At 44.8% G+C, this 26102-nt stretch carries 17 protein-coding genes; 12 read left to right on the forward strand and 5 right to left on the reverse strand.

The features are described 5' to 3' along the window. Nucleotides 1-35 precede the first annotated feature (35 nt). Nucleotides 36-884, reverse strand: coding sequence for a DUF5077 domain-containing protein (locus V202x_RS17630; RefSeq protein ID WP_145177768.1), 849 nt, complete (start codon nt 882-884; stop codon nt 36-38). Between the two features lie 177 nt (nt 885-1061). On the opposite strand from V202x_RS17630, the gene V202x_RS17635 reads away from it, so the two are divergent. From V202x_RS17635 to V202x_RS17655, 5 genes are all read left to right on the forward strand, one after another. Continuing rightward, complete coding sequence (locus V202x_RS17635; RefSeq protein WP_145177770.1) at nt 1062-1604, forward strand: NUDIX hydrolase; 543 nt, start codon at nt 1062-1064, stop codon at nt 1602-1604. A gap of 105 nt (nt 1605-1709) precedes the next feature. Further along, nucleotides 1710-2834, forward strand: a complete 1125-nt coding sequence (locus V202x_RS17640; protein WP_145180650.1) for a pyridoxal phosphate-dependent aminotransferase — start codon at nt 1710-1712, stop codon at nt 2832-2834. A gap of 153 nt (nt 2835-2987) precedes the next feature. Then, nucleotides 2988-4685, forward strand: a complete 1698-nt coding sequence (locus V202x_RS17645; RefSeq protein WP_145177772.1) for a serine/threonine protein kinase — start codon at nt 2988-2990, stop codon at nt 4683-4685. A gap of 247 nt (nt 4686-4932) precedes the next feature. Beyond that, a complete protein-coding gene (locus V202x_RS17650) occupies nt 4933-6657 on the forward strand; it encodes a SpoIIE family protein phosphatase (RefSeq protein ID WP_145177774.1) in 1725 nt (574 codons plus the stop codon). Between the two features lie 73 nt (nt 6658-6730). Then, the gene (locus tag V202x_RS17655) at nt 6731-8710 is read left to right on the forward strand and encodes an ATP-dependent DNA helicase (protein ID WP_145177776.1); all 1980 of its coding nucleotides are present in this window, start codon (nt 6731-6733) and stop codon (nt 8708-8710) included. A gap of 124 nt (nt 8711-8834) precedes the next feature. Here V202x_RS17655 and V202x_RS17660 read toward each other — a convergent pair whose 3' ends face one another. Further along, complete coding sequence (locus tag V202x_RS17660; RefSeq protein WP_145177779.1) at nt 8835-9245, reverse strand: hypothetical protein; 411 nt, start codon at nt 9243-9245, stop codon at nt 8835-8837. A 368-nt stretch (nt 9246-9613) separates the two neighbouring features. On the opposite strand from V202x_RS17660, the gene V202x_RS17665 reads away from it, so the two are divergent. From V202x_RS17665 to V202x_RS17695, 7 genes are all read left to right on the forward strand, one after another. Then, nucleotides 9614-10786, forward strand: coding sequence for a serine/threonine-protein kinase (locus V202x_RS17665; RefSeq protein WP_145177781.1), 1173 nt, complete (start codon nt 9614-9616; stop codon nt 10784-10786). A 167-nt stretch (nt 10787-10953) separates the two neighbouring features. Then, nucleotides 10954-11865, forward strand: coding sequence for an SGNH/GDSL hydrolase family protein (locus V202x_RS17670; protein ID WP_197992941.1), 912 nt, complete (start codon nt 10954-10956; stop codon nt 11863-11865). A 70-nt stretch (nt 11866-11935) separates the two neighbouring features. Next, nucleotides 11936-15421 carry a PVC-type heme-binding CxxCH protein gene (locus tag V202x_RS17675; protein ID WP_145177785.1) on the forward strand — a complete coding sequence of 1162 codons (3486 nt, stop codon included), beginning with the start codon at nt 11936-11938 and terminating at the stop codon, nt 15419-15421. Then, nucleotides 15422-15823 carry a hypothetical protein gene (locus V202x_RS17680; protein WP_145177787.1) on the forward strand — a complete coding sequence of 134 codons (402 nt, stop codon included), beginning with the start codon at nt 15422-15424 and terminating at the stop codon, nt 15821-15823. Between the two features lie 214 nt (nt 15824-16037). Further along, nucleotides 16038-17531 carry an aldehyde dehydrogenase family protein gene (locus tag V202x_RS17685; RefSeq protein WP_145177789.1) on the forward strand — a complete coding sequence of 498 codons (1494 nt, stop codon included), beginning with the start codon at nt 16038-16040 and terminating at the stop codon, nt 17529-17531. A 300-nt stretch (nt 17532-17831) separates the two neighbouring features. Then, nucleotides 17832-20990: a PSD1 and planctomycete cytochrome C domain-containing protein gene (locus V202x_RS17690; RefSeq protein ID WP_145177791.1), complete on the forward strand. Its 3159-nt coding sequence runs from the start codon at nt 17832-17834 to the stop codon at nt 20988-20990. A 2-nt stretch (nt 20991-20992) separates the two neighbouring features. Then, complete coding sequence (locus V202x_RS17695) at nt 20993-22456, forward strand: DUF1501 domain-containing protein (protein ID WP_145177793.1); 1464 nt, start codon at nt 20993-20995, stop codon at nt 22454-22456. Between the two features lie 5 nt (nt 22457-22461). Here V202x_RS17695 and V202x_RS17700 read toward each other — a convergent pair whose 3' ends face one another. The 3 genes from V202x_RS17700 to V202x_RS17710 form a co-directional block, all read right to left on the reverse strand. After that, a complete protein-coding gene (locus V202x_RS17700) occupies nt 22462-24102 on the reverse strand; it encodes a solute:sodium symporter family transporter (protein WP_145177795.1) in 1641 nt (546 codons plus the stop codon). Between the two features lie 221 nt (nt 24103-24323). Continuing rightward, nucleotides 24324-24971, reverse strand: a complete 648-nt coding sequence (locus V202x_RS17705) for a hypothetical protein (protein ID WP_145177797.1) — start codon at nt 24969-24971, stop codon at nt 24324-24326. Between the two features lie 312 nt (nt 24972-25283). Then, nucleotides 25284-26039, reverse strand: coding sequence for a hypothetical protein (locus V202x_RS17710; RefSeq protein WP_145177799.1), 756 nt, complete (start codon nt 26037-26039; stop codon nt 25284-25286). Nucleotides 26040-26102: the final 63 nt, after the last annotated feature.

Consider the following 26102-nt stretch of genomic DNA (forward strand, 5'->3'; position numbering starts at 1 on the left):
TGAAAATTCCGTGATCTTCTCTTGTTGAAGCTTGTTTATTGACGAATCAGACGTATTTGACGTACGTCCATAATGGCGTTCTTCGTTTTTTGTTGTGGTTTTAGCTGTAAAGAATAGACACCGGTTTTACTGATAGTCAGCTTGCCAATATGTCGCTCTTTAAAGTTTTGAAAATGCCCAGTATCTTCCACGGTGAAGTTGAGTTTGCTTTCATTGACAGACAGTTCGACTTTGCTGCCTCCTTGTCCCTTACCACATCCTTGAAGAATATAGACATCAAAAACGCCGGGAGCATTCGACTTGAGTTTCCATTCGCACCAGTCTTTCTCTTTCACCCAGTAGCCAACTGTATTTTTATGCGGTTGCGGTTCAAATCGTAGCATTTCACCATGTACGATCGCATCTTTTGCATCCAGGATAATTTGTTTCTTCTGGTTCTCTTGAATCACTCTGGGCTTTACCGGTAAGTAAGGGGGCTCTTTAAATTCAACAACCACCGATGTAGGGAATGTCAATTTGTTTTTTGCAGGCAAGCGGATTTCCCATTCATTTACGCCAGGTTTCAGATCAAGTGGTTTCTTATCAGCGTCCTGAGCAAAATAAACAGATTTGATGCGATTATTCATTCGCGGAATCAGGAGCTTTTCTTTTTGCTCTAACTGAGAGATCTCCAGCTTCAGACCTTGAGGTAGAGTGCTGATCGTACCCCACTTTTTCTGGATAGGAAATGATGTATTACTGATCTGGGATGCGGACTTCGTCTCACCTACAAGTTCGATGCCATAGAAAAGACAAACTGCTGTGCTTATAATGAGAATCAGGGAAGAGGTGCGGAGAAGATTTCTAAAATTGGGGGTGAACCTGAACGGTAAGTTGAGCATCATCAAACTAGCGCCTCTTTATCATAAATGAAAACGACTTACATGTCTGAGTGTCTATTCTTGATGATCTGAATCTTCAGTTCAATCAATAATCATGTGAATGAGAGAGTTCTCCTGAAGAAACATAACTGAGCAATGTTTCTAAAATACTGCTGGGACTGGCAAGGAATACAAATATAGATGAATGACAAGGATCAGGAATCCGATCAGATCATTGCTGAGACGCGCTTCTTAAGATTAATAAAACGGGGACGCTGGGAATTCATTCAGCGTGCGAATGCAACAGGTGTGGTTTGTTTGTTCCCACTCACTTCTGATCATCAAGTGATTTTTGTGGAACAGTTTCGACCACCTGTGGATGCGCCAGTAATTGAATTTCCGGCTGGACTGGCTGGTGATATCGAGGGGCAGGAGTCCGAAGCCTTTCAAACCGCAGCACTACGTGAACTCATGGAAGAAACTGGCTATGAATCACAGACAGTAATACCACTCGGGCTAACAGTTTCTTCGGCTGGACTGACAGATGAAACGGTTCACTTTTTTCTCGCATTGGATCTGACAAAAGTTGCTGTAGGTGGAGGCGATGATTTAGAAAACATTACCGTGCATACCGTTCCTTTTGTGGATATTGAAGAGTGGCTGAACGTAGCGGAAAAGCGAGGTTGTCTGATCGATGCGCGGATTTATGCCGGGCTTTATTATTTATCTAAATACATCACTTAATACCGCTCGCACAGTTCCTCATTTCCTTAGTAAGCCATTATGTACTAAAATGATCTCAGCTTGATGATCTGAAAAAAAGTCCTTAAAGAAAAGAATGTGAGCGATATGACTGAAGAATGGATTTCCGACCGCATGCATCTGATTGATGCATCTGGAATTCGCAAAGTTTTTGATCTGGCTGCCAATATGAAGAATCCGATAAATCTCAGCATCGGGCAGCCTCACTTTGATACTCCGGAACCAGTTAAGGTTGCTTTGTGCCAAGCTGTGAGAGATGGTAAAAATGCCTACAGCCAGACTCAGGGGATTGCGCCCTTAATTGAGAAGATCCAGGATCGTGTGGATGCTGAATATCATCACGACGATCGTCAGGTTTTCATTTCCAGCGGTACCAGCGGTGCGCTGATGCTGGTTTTAAACGCACTCGTCAATCCTGGCGATGAAGTGATTGTCTTCGATCCGTACTTTGTGATGTACTCACATTTGGCGAAAGTGGTTGGAGCTAAACTGGTTTTTGTGGAAACCTATCCCGATTTCTCGATTGATATAGAGAAAGTTCGAGCCGCAATCACAGAACGTACAAAATTAATTTTGTTTAATAGCCCCAGCAATCCTACTGGTTATGTAGCAACCGAAGCAGAAACCCGCGATTTGGCAGAGCTGGCTGCGGAAAAAAATGTGGCACTGGTGAGCGATGAAATCTATCGTTCCTTTTGTTACGACCATTCTTTTGTTAGTCCAGCGAGATTTAATGAAAATGTGATTGTGATTGATGGGTTCAGTAAATCACATTCAATGACAGGTCACCGACTTGGTTTTGTGCATGGCCCTCAAAGCATCATGCAGCAGATGATCAAGTTACAGCAATATACGTTCGTTTGTGCTCCCCAGCCAATTCAATGGGCAGGCCTGGCCGCGCTAGACTATGACGTTTCTGAGCGAGTCGAAGAGTATCGCCAAAAACGTGATTTAATGCGTGATCGATTATCAGGGCGGTACGAGATTTCAGGCGCTGAAGGAGCATTTTATATGTTCCTGAAAGCTCCGTGGGGAACAGGGACCGAATTCTGTATGGAAGCGATCAAAAACAATCTCTTGATCATTCCCGGTAATGTGTTTAGTAACCATGATTCGCATTTTCGCATTTCTTATGCTCAGGAAAATCCGATTCTGGAACAGGGAGCCGAAATCCTAAATCGGCTGGTAGATCAGATAGGTAGTAAATACTAGTGAAAAAATGATGAGATCAGTAATGGGGGGTAAGTTTTTTCTGACAAATAAAAACTTTCTCTATACCTGAAAGGGTATCACCTTTATTATAGAGAATGTGTGTAGCTTTCCTTCAGGCATTCATTGACTTACTATATTGCCAGATAACGACTTATGCCAGCTGACAAACCGCAGAAAAAAATGAGCAATGTCCACACGGGGGCGTCTGGTGAAAGTTCCGCATCACCCCCGGTGAAAGGGGCAGAATCTCGTACTCAACGATTATCTGGTGTTGAAGATTCTGATCCCATGGGCCAGACCGTCCACCAGACCAGCGACTCCTCTCCGTCACCTCGTGAAACCCAAGCAGTGAATCTGGTGGGCAAGCAGTTAGGTGACTTCAAAATTTTGAGGAAATTGGGGCAGGGGGGGATGGCGACTGTCTACCTGGCTGAGCAGGTTTCTCTCAAACGGGAAGCCGCGATCAAGGTCATGCATGATGAATTGTTAAGCGATGAAACGCATCTCAAGCGTTTTGAACGTGAAGCAAAAGCGGCCGCGGGACTTACACATCCTAATATCGTACAGGTTTATATGACGGGAGAGTTTGAAGGAACGCATTATATTGCTCAAGAATATGTGCGTGGTATTAATCTGAGAGAATATCTTGCGCGTTATGCTCCCCCAGACTATGCTTTGATTATCAGGATCATGCGACAGATCGCTGCTGCATTAAATGCTGCAGCAGAAAAAGAAGTCGTTCATCGGGATATCAAACCCGAGAATATTATGATGACGTCCAAAAAACAGATCAAGGTTGCCGATTTTGGACTGGCACAAATTGCTCAGTCTGATGAACGAGTCAATCTCACTCAAGTTGGCATGACGATGGGGACTCCTTTGTATATGAGTCCAGAGCAAGTCAATGGTGGAGTACTTGATCAGCGCAGTGATATCTATTCACTAGGGGTAACCTGTTATCACTTGATTTCGGGGCGGCCCCCCTTTCATGGTGAAACGGCACTTTCCATTGCCGTCAAACATTTAAATGAGGCGGCTCCTCCACTAACAGATCGACGTCCGGATCTACCAGTGGCGCTTTGTGATTTAGTCCATCGTATGATGGAAAAGGATCCCGATAAACGGCCTGCGAACGCCAGCGAGCTTATTCAGGAAATAAAAAAAATTCCGGAACAGGTTTCTGACAGTCAGCAAAACAACTGGAGATCGTTTCTTCCTTTTCAGGGGAATCGAAATATTCAGAGGCAACTCGCCGCGTTTCTGTTGGCTTTCCTATGTGTGGGCAGTGTGGCTGCCGCCTTTGGATGGATCAATCGTCCCGGAGATCCGTTGAATGCTCCTTTTCTCCAACAAGGGGACAATGCAACTGATCAAAATATAATACCAAAAGAAAAATCAGCCATGATTCAGTATCTCCTGGCAGTCAGGTTGGGAAACAGTGAACATGCATGGAAGGCCGTTATTACAAACTTTCCGGATGACGAATTTTACAAATCTCGTGCACAAATCCGATTGGGACTGTTACTAATCAGAGAAGGTCGATATGAGGATGCAAAAAAGATTTTCCAGGAACTGATTGATTCTGGTCAGTCTGTTTCTACTATAGTGAATGGTTATGCAGGCCTGATGGCACTCGAAAGCATAGGGGGCGATGCTCAAAAGTCTCAGGAAATATGGAATCTCCAGGTTGAAAAACAACTGAGTGATCCGGATATAGAACTGGATACAGAAATGGTTGAATATGTTTCACGGGCTCTTAGAAATAACCAAAGTGTCCTTGGTATTGATAACGGCAAAGAACTCGATGAAATCTTCGATCTGCCTAATGCAGATGAAGCAGATCGATCATAAAATTGATTCATGAAACATCATTTCCCTGAAAAGAAAGAATGACTTTTATAATCTTGAGTAGTCTTGATGACAGGGAAGATTTCTTTTAGAACGGAACAGATTATAATAGTGTAATGTTCAGGTGTGGTAACAAGCTGCTTCGCATCTGAGGGAATTCAAAGAATGGCTGTCGTCGATCAGTAACCTAACTGATAAAACCGCTCCTGACAGTCAGTCGCATTCAAGTTAAGTCGGGCACTATACTATCGTGGCGATTTTACAAATATTAAAAGGGAAAGTTCCCGAACAAATCATCGAGTTAAGTGGCGATCGTGTGATTATGGGCCGCCACCCTAACTGCGAAATCGTGCTTGATAATGTCGCGGTCAGCCGTTATCACGCGCAGATTCTGGAGAGCCACGGTTTCTTTTACCTGGAAGATCTACATAGTCGAAATGGGACGTTATTGAATGGGGCTCCCATCGAAGGAAGAACCGAACTGCACGAAAGCGATACGATTAGTATTTGTGATATCCAGATGCAGTTTTTATTGAACTATCAGGATCATTCCGATTTTCTCGATTCATCCATTCAACAGACGATGGAAGTTAGTAATTCTTCCTTGAAACAGGAAGCACATTTGCTGGCCATCGACGAGAATTCGGAAGAAGGTGTTCTTGATGGTTCATCGATTATCAGCCAGCTTGATTTGAATACTAGCAGCCAGTTACGTATCAGTGTGAAGCCAGAGGTTAAGCTACATGCCGTTTTGGAAATTAGCCAGACGCTCAGCCGTGCTTTAAAGCTGGATGAAGTACTTCCTCGAATTTTGGATGGGCTGTTCAAGATATTTGCACAGGCTGACCAGGGTTTCATTATGCTCCAGAGTCCCGAGCGCAAAAAGCTCGTAGTCAAAGCCACAAAAGCCAGACGGTCAGAGGACGAGGATGCGATTCGGATCAGCACGACAATCGTGCGACAAGCCATTATGAGTGGGGCCGCGATTTTGAGTGCCGATGCGGTAGAAGATGATCGTTTCAAAATGAGTGAGAGTATTACTTCACTCAGAATTCGTTCCATGATGTGCGTTCCACTCATTTCACACGGTGGTGATATTCTGGGAGTGATTCAAATTGCAACGCGTGATATCGGCCAGCAATTCGATAAAGATGATTTGGATGTTTTAGTGGCAATTACGCAGCAGGCGAGTCTGGCCGTAGAAAATGCGAAGTTGCACGAAGATCTGGTGAAGCAACGAGATATCGAGCGTGATTTAGAGTTTGCACATCAGATTCAATTGGGCTTATTACCCCATAGCCGCCCCAAATTTAAAGAATATGAGTTTTTTGATTATTATGAATCAGCGCAAAGTGTTGGCGGTGATTATTTCGACTACATCAAACTACCTAATGGTAAACTCGTCGTTACTTTAGGTGATGTTGCCGGCAAGGGGGTTCCGGCGGCAATTTTAATGGCACGTTTGTATGCCTCGGCACGATTTCAAGTTCTTTCAAAACCATCTGCCGATAAAGCTTTAACTGAATTAAATACAGAGATTGCTTCAAGCGGTGTTGGATTACGGTTTATCACCTTTGTAATTGCAGTCCTTGATCCAAAGAAGCATACTGTTTCGCTTGTGAATGCAGGACATATGGCCCCTCTGCTGAGAAAAAGTGCAGAAGGGACTGTAGTACCAGTCGCACAAGAAAAATCAGGGATGCCCCTGGGAGTTTTAAAAGACCAAACTTTCCATGTAGAAACCATAACATTGGAAAAAGGAGACACATTAGTCTTTTACACGGATGGAGTCACTGAAGCCATGGATCAGGATAATCATCTTTATCACCGAGATCGCCTGATTAAATATATCAAGTCTGGCCCTGAAGAGGTTGAGCCGCTTGTGAAAGGAATTCTGTCAGATGTGGATGCTTTCAGACAGGATTCGATGCAAAAAGATGACATTTGTGTTGTCAGCTTTCGGCGTAAAAAGTAAGCCGTATAATCAGTGCTCTGCCAATTTATTGTTGAGCAATGGTTTGTTTCAACTCAGCAGGTGAGGCCCACTTTTGACTACAGATGTATTTTCAATTCTCGGAAATGATGGTAAGGTTGCCCAGAGACTCGATCAATACGAGCATCGTCCTGAGCAATTGGAAATGGCCGAAGCAGTCGCAGAGGCCATCGAACAGAAAAAACATCTATTGGTCGAAGCCGGAACGGGGGTCGGTAAGAGTTTTGCCTATTTAGTCCCGGCCATATTAGCAACCTGTCAACAAAACGAAGCTCAAACTGGAAAAGATCGGAAACGGCTCATCGTTTCTACTAATACCATCAGTTTGCAGGAACAGCTAATCACCCGCGACATTCCCTTCTTGAATGCAGTATTACCGGTCGAGTTTTCAGCGGTTTTAGTGAAGGGACGCTCTAATTATATGAGCCTCCGACGCATGAAAGGAACGGTAGATCGAGCCGGCAGCATCTTTTCCCGACAGGATGAATTGGATCAGCTCGACGAGATTGTGCAATGGTCGCGCAAGACTACTGATGGCAGCCGTGCTGATCTTGAGTTCCGACCGATTCCCAAAATCTGGGATGAAATTCAGAGTGAACATGGTAACTGTCTGGGAAAACGTTGTGCGACCTATAATGAATGCTTCTATTACCGTGCTCGCAGACGTGCCTGGAATGCAGATGTACTGGTTGTCAACCACGCATTATTTTTTTCTGATCTCGCTTTACGCCGAGACGGAAGCAATATTCTCCCAGATTATGACACCGTGATTTTGGATGAAGCGCATACGATTGAAGCTGTCGCCGGGGATCATCTTGGTTTATCAATCACAAACAGCCAGTTCGATTATTTATTCAATAAGCTGTATAACGACAGAACACAAAAAGGTCTGTTACTACACCATAATCTGGTTGATTGCCAACAACATGTCACGCGGCTCAGATTTATGGTCGAAGATTTATTTGATCATTTGCTGGAATGGCAATCCAGCCATGGCTTATCGAATCGACGCATTAGACAACAACCACCTATTGAAAATACGCTTACTCAGGAGATGAAGTTATTAGCGGCACATATTTCTGAATATGCTTTTACATTGAAAAATGAAGAAGAACAGATTGAACTACACTCTGCTGCAGAACGGAGCTCAGCATTAGGAGATGCTTTGAATAGCTGGTTAACCCAGCAAGCAGAATCCGATTCAGTATACTGGATTGAAGTTTCGCGTGGTAGAAATCAGCGAGTTAAGATGGTCAATGCTCCTGTGGATGTAGGGCCAGTTCTAAGAGACGAGCTATTTAACCAGGCGAATTCAGTGATTCTTACCAGTGCGACTTTAGCGGTTGGCAGTCAGGATTTTGGTTTTACTCGCTCTCGACTGGGACTCACACAATGTGAAGAGCTGAAATTAGGTAGCCCTTTTAATTACCAAGAGCAGGTTCGATTGATATTACCCGAATCGATGCCCGACCCTGGTGATGCGCCAGCTGATTATGAGCTAGCAGTTTGTGAAAAATTAAAACAGTATATCCAGCAGACAGACGGGCATGCATTTGCATTGTTTACAAGCTACAAAATGATGACACAATGTGCCGATCGTATCAGTCCCTGGTTGCAGGAGCATAACCTGGCGCTCTACCTGCAAGGTGATGGGTTACCACGCTCACTGATGCTGGAGCGATTCCGAAACAATCCAAGAGGAGTATTGTTTGGCACTGATAGTTTCTGGCAGGGAATCGATGTTCCCGGTGATGCCTTAACCAATGTAATTATTACCAGGCTCCCTTTTAGTGTTCCCGATCATCCGCTTCTGGAAGCACGGGTGGAAGCGATTCGCAATCGCGGTGGTAATCCATTTATGGATTATCAGGTGCCTGAAGCCATTATCAAACTTAAACAAGGGTTTGGCCGATTAATTCGTAGTGCCAGCGATCATGGGCAAGTCGTTATTCTTGATCCGAGGGTGCGTACTAAACGCTATGGTCAAATATTTCTGGACAGCTTGCCCGATTGCACTATGATCATCGATAAATAAGATGACTAGCGCTCTACAAGACGGGCTGATTACACTTTGTCTCAGTACTCATGATTGAGCTATGGAAAAAAGCTGAGCTACTTGTGCGGAACAGTTGTCTTTTAGTCTAAAATCCGGTTGGATGTCATTCTGAACTAAAAATGACATCACTGCTACAAAACGAACCGCCAAAATTATTAGCCAGAGTGACCACTTGATCCAATCCATCTAAGAATAGATTACGGCTCAAGTCTGTCAGAGGATGCAGAAACACAGACCATAAAAGACCATCACCAATGGCATAGCGTGCATCAAGCGAGCGATCAAAGTTTGCTTCCATCACATCCCACAAATCATCTTCTTCCAGATCTTCTTCCTTGAGAATGGGAGTCATGATGCGTACTCGATCATGGTCAGCATCGACAATTAGAAACAAGATGCGTTTGCCATACTCGACTTTCCAACAGCCCTCTCCTGTTTCCACCAGAGTACACACTTCATCAATTAACTCTGAGATCGATTGCGCGTTCAACGCCGTTTTTATTGTCGCAATCATTGTCCTACTCCTTGAACAAATATTTCGATCCTTTAAAAAAGGGTCGACCGAGAAAAGTTTTTCAAACTGAACCTGATAGCTTGATATTCTGTCCAATCTATTACTTCCAGGTTGTCTGACCTTCATTTCTGTTTAAGATGTGTTACGATTCCTGAAACAAAGCCGATTTCAATATCCCTCTACTCTATATTGTTTAACAACTCCACTCAAAAAAGCAACATTATTTTTGTAAGGTGGCAAGATTCTAATTTGAGTAAATGCTGCCATTAGAATTAAACTGGAAAATAACAAATAGTGTCAGCTTGTTTCTTTACCTGTTTTAAGGCAAATACCTGAAGTCAATCTTTCAAAGTTCACGCGGATTTCCTTTGACCACACATGATTCTTCACAACCAGTACAATTGTCAGACCTAGACAAGCATTATCAGAAATTGCTCAACAACAATCTTCTGCAATGGAATAATGAGCGGACATTCTCGCGCTGCCTGGGAATTGGAGGTCAGGGGGTTGTTTATTTGAGTGCTCGCAAAGGGGCAGATGGGTTCAATATACCTGTTGCACTTAAATTGTTTTCTCCTAAGCGCTATGCAAGCAGCCAGGAATATCAAAATGAGATGGGGCGCATAGCTCAGGTTTCAGCCCGTGTAGCTCGCATCCAAGAAAATCATCTGGTTGCTGTTCAAAATTTCGTAAAACGAGATCACATTTATATCATGGAAATGGAATGGGTTGATGGATATGACCTGCGCAGCTTGCTGACTCCAGCCACATTTAAACAGATCCGAGAACAAGTGACTTCGCGACGCTGGAAAAAAATCAATAGCAATGTTTTTACAAAAGGAGTTCAGCAACCAAGATTAAAACCAGGTATTGCAGTTGCCATTCTTCGTGAATGTCTGGCGGCGCTGGCGGCTTTACATCGAAGCGATATTATCCACTGCGATATGAAGCCTGCGAATATTATGCTCAAACGTAGTGGAAATGCAAAGATCATTGATATTGGTTCGGCGATTGATTTGAACAACTTGCCTTCCAATCAACCCTGCACACCAACTTACGCTGCACCTGAAGTACTCTCAGGAGGACGAGCGACACCGCAATCAGATCTTGCCAGTTTGGGATATATTCTGATTGAAGTGATCACTGGATTTCAGCCTTTTGCCAATCTGAAATATGCACAGTTGATTAAAGCCAAAGAGAACATTCTACGACAGCTTCCCCAATGGTTTCCAGCTGAAGAGTTTGCATTGAGTGAACCATTAATGAAGCTAATTCACAGACTTGTTCATCCCGATCCAGGCGAACGTTTCCAGAGTGCAGAAGCAGCAGACCTGGGAGAGGATGGAGCTGCTGACTTCCATCGGCTACTCGTCAAAAGTGATCTTCCCAGTGATTACGAAAATGAGTTACGCCTTTGGGTCGAGGAAGTCGAAACGGATTATTTTGATAATGGTCACTTTTCCTCTGATCCGGAAACAACAGTGTCCACAACACGCTATATTGAGCAACCATCGCAGCACGACTCCTCACTGGAATCTTGATCGATTCTGAATTTGAATGATATCTTTACAATGCTAACAAAGTAGACCTCTGAGCATTGAAATTTGGTCGTATTTTTTAGATTCCTGATTTGCCGTTCCCCTCGCAGCCTGTTATTTTAACTAATATAGATTGTGATCTTCTCTCGACTAACTTCAGAGGTTCCTCCGTGAAACAGCGTCTCTCCCTACTACTGCTCTTTTTTGTTTTTGGCACCACTCAACAAGTTTCTGCTGAAACCCAATTATTTGAGTTAAAAACCGGAGATCGGGTGATCTTTCTTGGCAACACGCTGATCGAGCGGGCTCAAAAGTTCGGAAATTGGGAGAGTGTATTCTTAAGGAGCTTTCCACAGTCGAAACTATCATTCCGAAATTTAGGTTGGAGTGCCGATACAGTCTGGGCCGAATCACGAGGAATTTTTGATCCTCCGGCTGTGGGGTATCAACGGATGCTCACACAAGTGAAAGATTTGAAACCAAATATGATTTTGCTTGGTTACGGAGGGAATGAAGCATATGCAGGTAAGGCAGGGTTACTAGCATTTCAGAAACAACTCGAAAAGCTGATTGCTGATCTGAAGCCAACTGGAGCCAAAATCGTTATTCTGTCCCCACATCGATCTGAATATGCAGGTCATCCCCTGCCTGATCCAAAATCTCATAATCAAGATCTGAAGCTTTACTCCAATCTGTTACAAGAAACGGCGATGCGGGGTAATCACTATTTCATTGATCTCTATACTAAGTTGATTCCTGAGCCAGCTGGAAAACCGCAACTGAAATGGACAACGAATGGGATTCATTTAACTGACGCTGGTTATCAGAAAGCTGCTGAAATCATTGCCGCTGATCTTGGATTACGACCCGTTATCCTGTCTCCGGATACTATGCATAAAGTAAAAGAGTTAACATTTGAGAAGAACCGTCATTACTTTCACAATTGGCGACCCCAGAATATCACCTACCTGCTTGGCTTCCGAAAGCATGAACAAGGCCAGAACGCGAAAGAGTTACCGCAGTTCATTCCATTGATCGAAAAAAATGAAACTGCGATTCATCGCCTGATTTTGTCTCAGTAATTATGATCAACAATTAATTATCTCCGAAATAGTTCTACAACCGTTATTTGATCTCAAGAGGATCGTTCCCGTGATAAATCAACCCAATCGTTCGTTGCGGCATTTTTTTCTTTTCTCACTATGTGTGTTTTGCCTGCTAACACAATCAACCACATGGGCACAACGCGACCTGACGGACATTCCTCCTCCTGACCCGGAACTTGAACGAAAGTCGTTCAAAGTTGCTGAAGGCTTTGAAGTCAACCTTTATGCGTCTGATCCACAAATCGCGAAACCGATTCAAATGAATTTCGATCCCCAAGGCCGACTCTGGATTGCTGCTTCCGAAATTTACCCCCATATCAAGCCAGGTGAAAAAGCCAACGACAAAATTCTTGTAGTGGAGGACGAAGATGGAGACGGAACCGCGGACAAAACGACTGTTTTCGCCGATGGACTGTTAATTCCAACTGCAGTTATGCCCGGTGATGGTGGTGCGTATGTTGGAAATAGTACGGAGTTATTGCATCTCAAAGATACAAACGGCGATGGCAAGGCAGACGTAAGAAAAACCGTTTTAGCAGGATTCGGTACGGAAGACACTCACCATATTTTACATACACTTCGTTGGGGACCTGGGGGACACCTTTATTTCAATCAGTCGATCTACATTCACAGTCACATTGAAACCCCCCACGGCGTACGCCGTCTCAATGGAGGTGGTATCTGGAAATATCGTCCCGAAACGATGGACCTCGAAGTCGTCATGCGAGGTATGGTTAACAGTTGGGGACATCATTTTGATCGCTGGGGACAGTCGTTCTGTACTGATGGTGCTTATGGGCATGGCATCAATTATACATTCCCAGGCGCTGCCTTTGTGACGGCAGTCGGCATGGACCGCATTTTAAAAGGTTTGAATCTTGGCAGTCCCAAACACTGTGGTTTGGAGATTCTGAGTGGACGTCATCTTCCAGATGACTGGCAGGGGAATATGATCACGAACGATTTCCGTGGGCATCGCGTGTGCCGATTTGTGGTTACAGAAAACGAAGCCGGGTATGTTTCGCGAGAACAGGTAGAAGTCATTAAAACGGACCATGTTGCCTTTCGCCCGATTGATGTCAAAATGGGGCCTGATGGTGCAATCTACATCGCGGATTGGTACAACCCAATCATTCAGCATGGCGAAGTCGATTTCCGAGATCCCCGCCGTGATCATACTCATGGACGTATCTGGCGCGTGACCTATAAAGGTAAACCCACATTACCCCGTCCCAAACTGGTTAATGCAACCAATCAGGAATTACTGGATGCATTAAAGCTGCCTGAAGAATGGACACGTCAAAATGCTAAAAACGTTCTAAGGGAGCGTGGACAGGCGAAAGTAGAGAATGACTTAAAAGTTTGGCTGAAAAATCTCGATCCTAAAGACTTGCAATTCGAACACAACCAGTTAGAAGGCCTTTGGGTAGCACAATGTATTAATAGTGTGCAGCCGGAATTGTTAAAGCGTTGTTTAAAGTCCAAAGATGGCAGAGCACGTGCAGCTGCAGTCCGCGTAGCACGACATTGGAAGGACGAAGTTCCGGATAGCTATCAATTGATCGCACCCTTAGCCAATGATGCCCATCCAAGGGTTCGTCTAGAAGCAGTGCGTGCGCTTTCTTTCTATGATCAGCCTGCTGTCTTAACTGATGCTTATCAAGCATTGGATCATCCAGTAGATGAATTCCTGGACTATGCTCTCTGGCTGACTACTCGCGAAACAAAACCGATCTGGCTGCCACAAGTACTGGAGGGGAAATCAACACTTCAAAAAGATCCACGCAAGCTTATATTTGCATTAACGGCTGTCAATTCGCCAGAAGTCGCACCAGTCATTACTAAATTGATTCAAAACAGGCAGATTCCCGATAGTGAAATGCAAACCAGTCTGAACCTAATGGCCAAATTTGGTACCTCAAATGATTTGCAACCACTGTTTGAACTCGCTTTGAAAAAAGATACGAAAGCAGCTCAGAAAGCCGCTATTTTACGAGCATTGGCCCAGGCATTTCAATCAAGAAAAGTACGACCTGCCGGTGATTTGAGTTCATTGCAAAAGTTGTTTACCTCGCAGAGTCTACCTGTTCAACAGGCGGCCATCGATTGTGCCGGGCTCTGGAAAAACGAAACTTTACGAACGCCGATTCGTGATCTGGCACAGTCGGATCAGACCAATTTAGAGCTACGAAAATCGTGTCTCTTTGCATTAGCCCGCTTGGGAGGCATACAGAATCAGGATCTTCTAGAGAATCTGAGTATTGACAGCGATTCACAAGATCTTCGCATTGCATCTGTTGCCGCACTGGCGGAGATGAATCTTAATCTTGCTGCCAAACAAACAATAAGCTTAATGAAAGACATTACTTCGCCTCAGCAGCTGTCCGCATTGTCGAACATTTTCGTGCAGAGAAGGGGAGGCGCAGGTGTTCTGGTTCAAGCACTCAATGGGAAAACGATCTCCAAAGACGCTGCCATACAACTGGGGCGCTTAATACAGTCATCCGGTCGTGCCAACCCGCAATTGGCAAAAGCCATTGCTGTTGCAGGAGGCTTGACCAGCAGCGGCGCGCCGCAAGCGGTGAATCTCTCACCAAAAGAGATGGCCAGTATGGTCAATGCCGTAAAAACCAAGGGGGATGCAAAACGGGGCGAAGCCATCTTTCGCAGAGCGGATTTGTCTTGCCTGAAATGTCATGCGATTGGAGGTGCCGGTGGTAAAGTAGGCCCTGACATGATCAGTCTCGGCGGGAGTGCCCAGTTGGACTACATTGTCGATTCCTTATTGAATCCGAATAAAAAGGTCAAAGAGAATTATAATGCGGTGACTGTCATTACCGATCAGGGAAAAGTATTTTCTGGTGTTTTGGTACGTCGTACAGATAGTCAACTGGTGTTACGGGATGTGAATGACCACATCATGAATATTCCCCTGGATCAGATTGACGAAGAAGCACCAGCTGCATCTCTGATGCCAGTTGGTTTATTAGATAAGTTAACTCGGCAAGAATTAGTTGATTTGACTCGGTTTCTTTCCGAGTTGGGAAAAACAGAAGCATACAGAGTGGGTAAAGAGCGTGTCGTACGACGCTGGCGTGTCATGAAAGGCACACCTGCGGCAATGAACGCGATTCGAAGAACAAGGCATGCAACAGCCGCTACGGAAAACCCTGCGTTTGTCTGGGAGCCAGCTTATAGCCAAGTAAATGGAAATTTACCCGTTAGAAACTTTGATGAGATCGGCAAGTTGCACGTTTCGAATCGAGCGAAAGGCGCTGCCTTTGTGCGATGTGAACTGGAAGCGACCTCTCCTGGAAAAACGATTCTCAAGTTCAACTCGGTTGATGGTCTCAAAATGTGGCTCGGTGAAAAGCCAATCATTCTCAAACCCGAAACTGAACTCGAACTCACCAAAGGCAAACACCGCCTGACCTTTGCAATTGAACTCAGACCCGAGCGAGACCTATTGCGTTTGGAACTGTTGGATGCCCCCACTTCACCAGCACAAGTAGCGATTGTAAATGGAAAGTGAGTGAGTCTATATAGTATAGGTGGTAGAATGGGGGGCGTGGTTGGTGTTTGCGGTGTTATCATTCTTTTAGGCATTCTTTATTACTTATTTGTGAAAGGGATTCCTGACTCGAAAGTAACGTTGATTCTGTTATTTGTATTCAATGTTATCGGCCTCTTTTGGAGTAAGATTACTCTGGCCTATTATCTAAATCATTTTATGCTAAGAACGTTTATTTATCTGTTTTCAATACCAGAAGGATTTCTGTTAGCTGCGTTAATCAATAAAGACAACAAACAGACAAAGAGGGTAAAATTTTATGTAATTGCAGGCTGTATTACGGTTCTGTGCATAATGTGGCAGGAGTTTGCCTGGATGCCGAAATTATTTGCGCTCCCTGAACTCCCAAGAAAATCTGGTTAAAATGCAATTATTCTGGAAACTCCTGTTTTCAAGTATCTCTCAACGTGTTTGAAGTTAATATTTAGAATGATTCTGGGTATGATGAGTTTAAGCAGCAGGACGCGGCTGGGGATTTAATACGCAAGAAATCAGCCTTTGGTCAAATTCTTTTTGTATGCTGAGGATCAAAGGCGCGAATCAGACTATTCTGGAATTCAATGAACAGGAGCGCGCGATGTCAACTACCACAGCAAACGACCTTTATCCTGAAGTGAACGCTTTCCTCGAAAGCGGCATCCTAAAAGGAATTGTTGGCGGTAAAGAAGTGGAGTCTACGGGTGGTGAAACCTTCATCACCTCAGATCCCGGATCAGGGGCTAAACTCGCAGAGGTCTTTAGCTTTCAAGCGAATGACATTGATCAGGCCGTCGATGTCGCTGACGAAGCATTCAAGAAAACTGGTTGGGCACAGCTGCCTCAGAACGAGCGCAGCGCGCTGTTGCATCGTTTAGCGGATGCAGTTGAACAAAAGAAGCCTATCATCGCGCAACTGGAAGCGTTGGATGCGGGTAAAATCGAAGCACAGGCACAAGGAGATGTGCAAAACTTTGTGGATACCATTCGTTATTTCGCCGATTTGGCACAACACGTTCAACGACGCTCGGTTCTCGCGGTGAAAAATCATGAAGCCTGGACTGTGCGTCAGCCTTATGGTGCTTGTGGATTTATCTTTCCTTGGAATTTTCCATTCCTGCTGATTGGTTGGGGAATTGCTCCTGCACTCGCTGCGGGAAATACGGTGGTGATCAAACCGGCTGAAGATACACCGATGTCGGCAATCTATCTGGGACGTCTGGCTAAAGAAGTCGGAATTCCAGATGGCGTGATCAATGTGGTTCCAGGAATTGGTTCTGTGGCCGGAGCAGCGTTGTCCGGAAATCCCAAGCTCAAACGTATGTCATTTACTGGTTCTCCTGAAGTGGGTCGTCTGGTGGCTGAATCCTGTGGACGGAATCTGGTACCGGTGAAACTGGAACTCGGAGGCAAAGGAGCTGCAGTAGTCTTTAATGATGTCGACATTCCAGATACGGCAGAAAAGCTGGTCAATGCGATTACCTTCCATACGGGGCAAGTCTGCTGTGACGCAACGCGCTGGCTGGTCCATAAGAATATTTACGATGAATTTGTCGGTGAGTGTGTTGATCGTCTGCAGGATGTGCAAATAGGTTATCAATTAGACGATACCTCGCAAATGGGGCCGGTTGTGAATGAGAAACAACACAAGCGTGTGCTGTCTTATCTGGAAAAAGGGCAGGCCGAAGGTGCTGAATGTATTCTTGAAGGTGGTGTTGCTGAGGTGCCCGGTTACAAAGGGTACTACGTGAAACCAGCACTCATGGCTGGTTCTCTGGATAATGTGGCCGCACGTGAAGAAATCTTCGGTCCTGTAGCATATCTGGCTCCTTTTGAAAGTGAAGATGAAGCGATTGAGATGACCAACGCGACTGACTACGGTCTGGCGAATAGTGTCTGGTCGACTGACCTGTCGCGTGCGGCTCGCGTTGCTGAAGCGATGTGTGCCGGCAATAGCTGGATCAATGCACACAATGTATTTGCACACGGAATTCCCTACGCCGGAATCAACAAGAGTGGCATGGGTGGTGGTGTGTTGTCTGTTGAAACACTGTTTGATTACTGGCGCGGCTTGTCTGTCGTGCGACCGCTGTAAGACGTTCAATTACAATTAGGTTCAGGCCCGCAGGTCATTTCTTATGGAAACCTCTGCGGGCCTTTTTTGGACATCATTGGCGTGCCTGTTCGTTCAATTAGTCCAAACCACTTTAGTCACAAGAAATGGTGATAGATCGTAGATTCATTGCTTGACAGGCCTTATTCTCACGCTCTAAGATCAAGGATAACAATCTGTTTGCTGGGACCCACCTGTTCTCCCGGACTATGATGGCATGGTTCGGCTTCAAAGAGACGCACCAGGATTGTGTTAAGCTCATTATCAACAGGGTATGAAAGTATGCGTTCCCTTTTGCTCCGAATCGGTCTGCCACTGATTTTTGCTGGCATAGTTTGTATTTCCTTATTTGCTGCTGAGAATGAGAAGTCAAAGATTTCCACGACAAAATCAAACATCGATTTCAGTCGCGACATCCGTCCTATTCTTTCCAATAATTGTTTTTTCTGTCACGGACCGGACGAATCACATCGTGAAGCAGACCTGCGTCTGGACACAAAGGCGGGAGCCTTTAACAGTACTGACGGAAACGCGGCGATTGTGCCGGGAAATTTAAAAGAAAGCGCACTGATTCAACGGATTCTTGCTACTGACGTGGATGAGCGAATGCCACCCGCAGATTCAGGTAAGAAGCTGAAGCCTAAAGAGATTGAGCTCTTGAAGCAGTGGGTAAAGCAGGGAGCTACCTGGCAGGACCACTGGGCATACGTCAAACCGGTTCGTTCTCCACGACCTACAGTCAAACAAAAAAATTGGCCACAAAATGAGATCGATTATTATGTGTTATCTCGATTGGAAAAGGAGGGGATTTCACCCGCAAAAGAAGCGGACCGTCCGACTTTAATTCGTCGACTTTATCTTGATCTGATTGGTTTGCCACCAGCGATTGAGGAAGTGGATGCTTTTGTGAATTCGAAGGACCCGAAAGCTTACGAAAAACTTGTTGATCGATTGCTGGCGTCACCACAATACGCAGAACGGATGACGCTAAAGTGGCTTGATCTGGCCCGCTATGCAGACACCAATGGATTTTCAATCGATGGGGGCCGTCACATGTGGCTTTGGCGGGATTGGGTGATCGACTCGTTTCACAAAAATAAGCCCTTTGATCAATTTATCACCGAACAGATTGCTGGCGATTTAATTCCGGAAGCATCTACCTGGCAGAAGGTGGCTACCGGTTTTAACCGCAATCATATGATTACACATGAAGGTGGTACGATCCCTCAGGAAAATCTAGTGAACTATACCGTCGATCGTGTAAAAACAACATCGGAAGTGTTCTTAGGTTTAACGATGGGGTGTGCTCAATGTCACAATCATAAATATGACCCCATTACGATGAAAGACTTCTATCAGTTCTTCGCGTATTTCAATACGTTGGAAGATCGTGGCCTCGATGGAAATAGCGGAATTAACGCCGGCCCCAAGTTGAAAGCGAAAACAGAACTTCCTTTTGTTGCAGCTGAGTTAAAATCTCTTGATCAAGAAATCGCCCGACTTCAAGCTAAACTCAGGCATACCAATACAGAAAAATTAGCGGAATGGGAAAAGAAAGCGCGTCAAGAACTATCGCAACGCGGACAAGGCTTAAAACTGCATGAATTGGAAGTGGTTAAAGTATCTGATCCCAATACTCGTAGCGCGTTTGAAATCAGTAAAGAAGGGCATGTGCTTGCATTAACTGCCAGTGGACGTTCTCCCTCCATTTCTTTAAAGGTAAAACCAGGTATCGATAAACTGACCGGTTTGCGACTTGTATTCTACCCAAATGAAAAGTTATCTCATGGCGGGATTGGGCATGGTAAAAAAGAAACCTTTCCCGGCGGATTCATTTTGACAAGTTTTGCTGCTTCCGGAACGACTGTTCCATCAGATCAGGTCGACCTGTACGCGATGTTTAAAGTTGTCAAAACTACCGCCAGTGCTTCGCACCCCGAATATCCTGTTGAGGATTGTTTGGATCCACGTGATCATACGGGTTGGTCGCCTGCACCACAAAATCAGAGCCAGCAACATTTGACCGTGACTTTTGATCGCCCTTATGAAACAAAAGGCTCTCCTTACCTGACAGTCATGTTAGTTTGGGGTGATGGAAAGTTTGGTTACGGAAAGAGATTGATGGCCGGCGATTATAAGATCTTCGGTATGTCAGGCATTGATGATGGAACGAATATTCCGATTGAGATTCAAAAAATACTGTCCATTGCTCAGAATGAACGCGATGAAATCCAATCGGCAACACTGAATCTCTACTATAGCCGGATTGCTCCTGAATTCAAAAACATTCATTACCAACTGACGAATTTGAAAGAACGTCGACTGATGTTGACCGATTCGTTCGAGACGATGGTGATGAATACCGCAAAGAAGCCGCGAGAAACGTTTATTTTAAATCGTGGTCAATATGATCAACCTACGGAAAAAGTAGAAACGGGAGTGCCCGGATTTTTGCCTGGGTTGCCGAAAAATGCGGCGAAAAATCGAACAGCGTTAGCGCAATGGTTGACTTCGCGTGAAAATCCACTAACAACACGTGTGACTGTAAACCGATTTTGGGAGATGTTATTTAGTCAGGGAATTGTTTCGACTTCGGCTGACTTTGGTTCCCAGGGTGACCCCCCCACACATCCGCGATTACTCGATTGGCTGGCAGTTGAATTTTACGAATCGGGTTGGAATGTTAAACATATTATGCGCAAGATCCTGTTGTCAGCTACCTATCGTCAGTCATCAGCGGGTTCTCCCCAACTCTGGAAAGACGATCCACAAAATCGGCTTTTAGCCCGTGGTGCACGATTCCGGTTACAAGCGGAAATGATTCGTGATGCTACTTTGAAAGTTTCAGGTTTATTGGTCGAGCGCATCGGTGGGGCGAGTGTGAATCCATATCAACCGGAAGGTCTGTGGCGGGAAGTCAGCCACTATGGAAGTTCACCTGCAACCGCTCAGGTCTTTGTGCAGGATCACGGTGAAAAACTCTACCGCCGCAGTATGTATACTTATTGGAAACGCACAGTGCCTCCTCCGAATATGCAAACTTTTGATGCACCGAATCGTGAAGTCTGTTTAATCAGTCGGGCACGGACGAATACTCCTCTACAGTCGCTGGTATTACTTAACGATGTGCAGTTTGTTGAAGCTTCGCGCAATTATGCGGAACGGGTGATGAAAGAAGGGGGACAGGATGTCAATTCTCGGGTTCAGTTTGCGTTTAAAGCAGCGCTGGGCCGGCTCCCTGAAACATGGGAAGTAGATACTCTCAAAGCAGCATATCAACGTGAACTGAAATCCTATCAGGTAAACCCAACAGCTGCACTCGCTTTACTTTCGCAAGGGGAATCAGACCGTGATGAGTCATTGCCTGCTGCCGAAATGGCGGCCTGGACGGCTGTAGCGAGTATGATTTTCAATACATACGAATTTATTACACGAGGATAATTATGGATCCTGTATTTGAATACGAGCGAAATCTAACGCGTCGAACGCTATTAGGGAAATCTGCGCGGGGCATTGGTGGTGCCGCTTTGGCTTCACTGCTCTATCCTGAATTGTTTAGTCAGAACGCTAACGCCGAATCTGAACTGGTACCAGATGCCGTTAAAAAGATAGCACCCAAAGCGAAACGCATTATTTATCTGTTTCAATCGGGAGGTCCTTCGCATGTGGACCTGTTTGATTATAAACCGATCTTACGCAAGACACATGGTACGGATCTTCCTGATTCCATCAAGGGAACTCAGCGAGTCACAGGCATGACGGCCAGGCAAAAGTCGTTTCCTGTAGTGGCACCTTTCTGGGAGATGAAGCAGTGTGGGGCACATCAAACCTGGATTAGCGAACAACTGCCTCATACACAAACCATTGCCGATGACATTACCATTTTGAAATCAGTCAATACCGAAGCAATTAATCATGATCCCGCGATTACGTTTATCAACACGGGCACACAGCAAATTGGTCACGCGAGTTTAGGATCGTGGTTGAGTTACGGACTGGGTAGCGAGAATGAAAATCTTCCCGCTTATATGGTGATGCTCTCGCAGGGAACGGGAAAAAACCCGGGGCAACCTTTGTTTGATCGCTTGTGGGGCTCCGGTTTTCTACCTCCCAGCCATCAGGGAGTCAAATTGCGTCCTGGTTCGAGTCCCGTCTTATACTTGTCAAATCCGGCAGGCATAGATCGTAAACAACGACGGACCTTGTTGGATGATTTGGCAAAATTGAATCGAGGACAGGCAGAAGAGATTGGTGATCCCGAAATTCAAGCACGCATCAATTCATATGAAATGGCCTACCGTATGCAGACGTCCGTTCCCGACCTGATAGACCTTTCCAGTGAAACCGCAAAAACATTTGAAATGTATGGGCCTGAATCAAAAAAGCCAGGAAGTTTTGCCGCGAATTGCCTGTTAGCGCGTCGTATGACTGAGCGGGGGGTGCGGTTTGTCCAACTCTTTCATCGCGGTTGGGACCAGCATGTATCTCTCAAACGACAGTTACCTAACCAGTGTCTTGACGTGGATCAACCTTCGGCAGCGTTGGTCAAGGACCTGAAACAACGAGGATTGTTAGACGAAACGCTTGTGATCTGGGGGGGTGAGTTTGGACGCACCGTATATAGTCAGGGAACTATCGGCAGTCCGAGTGCCGGTCGAGATCATCATGGCCGTTGTTTTTCGATCTGGATGGCCGGTGGTGGTATCAAACGCGGATTTGAATACGGCAAGACCGATGATTTCTGCTACAACATTGTCGAAAACCCGGTACACATTCGCGACATGAATGCCACAATCCTATATTGCATGGGAATTGATCATCGTCGGCTGACTTATAAATACCGTGGTCTGGATGCCAGGTTAACCGGGGTAGAAGAAGCGCACGTGGTGCATGATATCTTGGTGTGATCGATTTAACTTCCGTTCGCACCTAGTACAGAGAAATCAGAAAATGTAACGTAAATGCTGAAAACAATCAGAATTAAAATCATTCCAGCTGGTTTGGCAAGTTGCCATGGTGTCATATCAACGGCTCCAACGTCTTCCTGGACAAATTCAGTTTCGCGGGGGGCAATCTCGCCAATCACCAACATCAGTATCATGAGCCAACTGAAGACAATTCCCAGAAAGTGATAGTCGTGTAACGAGGCGACGATCATGTTAAACGGTGGTACAAAATAACCAATGGCAATCACTGCGAAACCCGCGACAAGCCCGATTTTTGCTGCGAGTGAAGGGACACGTTTGGTTAACATTCCGACAAGGACTACCGCAAAGATGGGAATGAAATAAATCCCGTTCATCTTTTGCAGGTAACCAAAGATACTGGTTGTATTTGCTAACAAGGGGGCGATACACATTGCCACAACTGCGACAATCCATCCAAATATTTTTCCGGAATTGACTATCTCTGTTTCACTGGCGTCCTGTCTCAGAACGTTTTTGTAAAGGCCGAGGCTGAATAACGTGCAAGAACTATTCAGGGCGGAATTAAAGCTCGAAAGAATTGCACCGATCATTGCCGCTGCGAAGAAACCCGTCAAGTGAGGGGGCAAGACACGATTCACTAATAGTCCGTATGCATTATCTGCTTTGATATTTTCACCTGCGAACATGGTGAAAGCGATCATTCCGGGAATCACCAGATAAATTGGCCCCAATAGTTTCAATGCACCCGTTAACAAAACACCCTTCTGTCCTTCAGCTAAACTGCTGGCTCCAAAGGTACGTTGAATGATTTGCTGGTTGGTAGTCCAGTAGAATAGATTCAAGAGAAAGATACCTGAGAAGATTGTGCCAAACGGAACTGATGATTCGGGGCTACCGATCGAATTGAAACGTTCTTTCTGTTGATCCAAAAGCAACTGTGTTCCAACTGAAATACCACCCTCGCCACCAAGCATCGACAATACATATCCGGTGATCAAAAAACCGCCGACAAACAAACCGATGCCATTTAAGGTGTCAGAAACAGCAACTGTTCGCAAACCACCAAACAAAGCGTAGATTGATCCAATGATTCCCACGCACCAGACGATCAGCCATAGAGCGGTCGTTTCAGGATCGATTCCGAGTGCTTCCGGCAAGCTACCCAACATGAAATGTACGTTCAGAATTCCTATCATTCCGGTCGCCCCTGTATAGAGAATAATCGGGAGCAGAATACCCACATAAGCCACCAGGAAGATCAGATTCGTAATTACCTGTGTTTGGTGATCAAATCGAATTCCGAGGTACTCAGGCACAGTTGCTACGCCACTTTTTAAGAAGCGTGGAAGAAAGAACCATGCCATAAAGACCAGAGCGACAACACAGACCACTTCCCAAACCATCACACACAGACCATCTGTGAAAGCCGCACCGTTCAATCCAACCATCTGCTCAGTGGATAGGTTTGTGAGCAAAAGCGAGCCAGCAATCAAGGGAAACGTAAGCGTTCGACCCGCAAGGAAGTAACCGCTACTGCTGTCGTGATCATCACGGCGTGTAGTCCACCAGGTCAGGACGGCCACGAGCCCTGTAAAGAACAGGAAAGAAACGAGAGTGAGCAGCATATTAATGGGTCCAAATGTGTTCGCGAGGCTATGGTTTCGTATTTTAGCATTACAACAGCGCTTTTATTAAATGCCGTTTCAATAATGTACACAGCCTTCGTTCTAATTTCTACTAACACAACTACGATTCTTTTCTCAATATTTCGGTTCTACTTCTGATGCACTCCTCTTGTTTCTGGTTGATGAATTTGAATTGACAATTAACCGTCATTTAATGAAGGTTATTCTTCTTCATCGAGTTTCCACTCACGTTTATCAACATAATAGTGTTTGATTTCCTTATTCGAGACTTCTAGTAATTGCATGCCTCGTTTCATGTTAAAATACTGTTTGTAATCTCGATCAAATAAGATGAGAGCTTTCAAAGGGCCTTTTGGAGTCATTGGCACATTGACAGTTTTGTATTTTTCGATAGCGACCTCTGGGAGTTGAACAGCTAACGGTTTTATATAGTTACCCAGAGCCCATGACCTTACAATTGCATCTGAGGTTTTCACGAACTCGCAATATCTTCCGCCTTTAAATCCAAACTTTTGGAGATCTTTTATCCAATCTTCATTGTATTTGATGGCGATCTTCCTTTTTTGCCACTCATAATCTTCATTATATAAAAACAAACTGAGGCCATTGATCTCTTCAAACTTAGTTAGTTTTTCTTTTGTTTTTTTTAATGCAGAATTGGGAGAGATCTCATCGACTCTGAGTTCTAACGGTACTGATTTTCGAATTTGGTAGTATGCTTTTTGGATATTATCGGCAAGTTTTTGATTTTCACTTTTTAGTGATATTTTGCTGTAACCTGCGTATCCACAGAAAGCGGGTTCACAAACGAAACGATAGTATAATACGCGTTCCGGATCTTTATCCAATTTTTGTAATACGTTTTCAGTGATGATGCAGTGAAAGAACGCATCGCCGGGTAAAAAATAGTTGTTATTGGCTTCGGTCTTTTGTAAAAGGCAGCAGACGAGCAGAGTTGAAACGGTCCATGTTATGAGTTGCGACTTCATGGGAATTTCTTTCTTCACTAATTCTGGTTGCCAGTGATCCAATAACAAATGGAAGAATTCAAAGAAGAACTCTTTTAAAAATATGCCCGACTATCGTAATCTTTTTTAAAGATGGTTACGAGAACTTTTTATAGATTCTAAAGGCATATTGATTTTGTTGTATTAATTGAATTACATCGATGTGCCTGCCTTAAGAGTATGACTGTTACGGGTAGGTTGTTTCGTTCTCTGCTCGAACAGATGCCATGCAACGAGGAGATTTACCAAAACAAAAAGAGGGACTCCGATCATGGCAGCAATAGACATTGGGAAAGCAAATACGGCACGTGCATCTGGTTGAGCGTTAAAGACCTGTAGAGGTCCGGGTAGGCCAAGTTGAAGTAAGATCGGTGCCGCGGGCACGATGACGAAGGCGCCAATGAGATTCCAGTAATAAAACTGGCGGCTTGAGAGTCGATCCGCTTTTGTTCTTTTTAGTATCCAAAATGTGGATAGCGCAAACAGTAAATCAGGAATTCCTACCAGTAACTCAAAATAGATTGGAAACGAGTTTCTGCTGGCTCCGACTAAAGTTCCCACTGCCGCAAGTCGTAGCATATTAAAATAGATCCAATGTTCCCACATGGTTGCATCTACGGCACTTCTGAGGTCATGCCTGAGGCCCGGACTCAGTAACACGGGAGCAACGCATGAAGTGACTGTGATCAACTGAAGCCAGAAACCTGGAAAATAGTTGAGCAGTGCTTCAGAAACGTAAACTCCCTTGTATCCCAGGTACGTTGCCATTCCCGCATAAATTACAATCCAGAGCCAGAACACTAGAAGACGCCAGTAAGGAAATCCGTTTTTGCGATTTGCATTGCGGAAAACAAATAGTAAAAATGCCAGCTCTGCTAAAAGCAAAAAAGGTGTGAGTGAGAGTTTCATGAATCAACTCCTGTGAGAAAAGGGCTGTGATTATCGGTTGTTCGATCTCGATCAATATTAAAT

It is taken from the genome of Gimesia aquarii (assembly GCF_007748175.1).
In the GTDB taxonomy this organism is placed as follows: Bacteria; Planctomycetota; Planctomycetia; order Planctomycetales; family Planctomycetaceae; genus Gimesia; species Gimesia aquarii_A.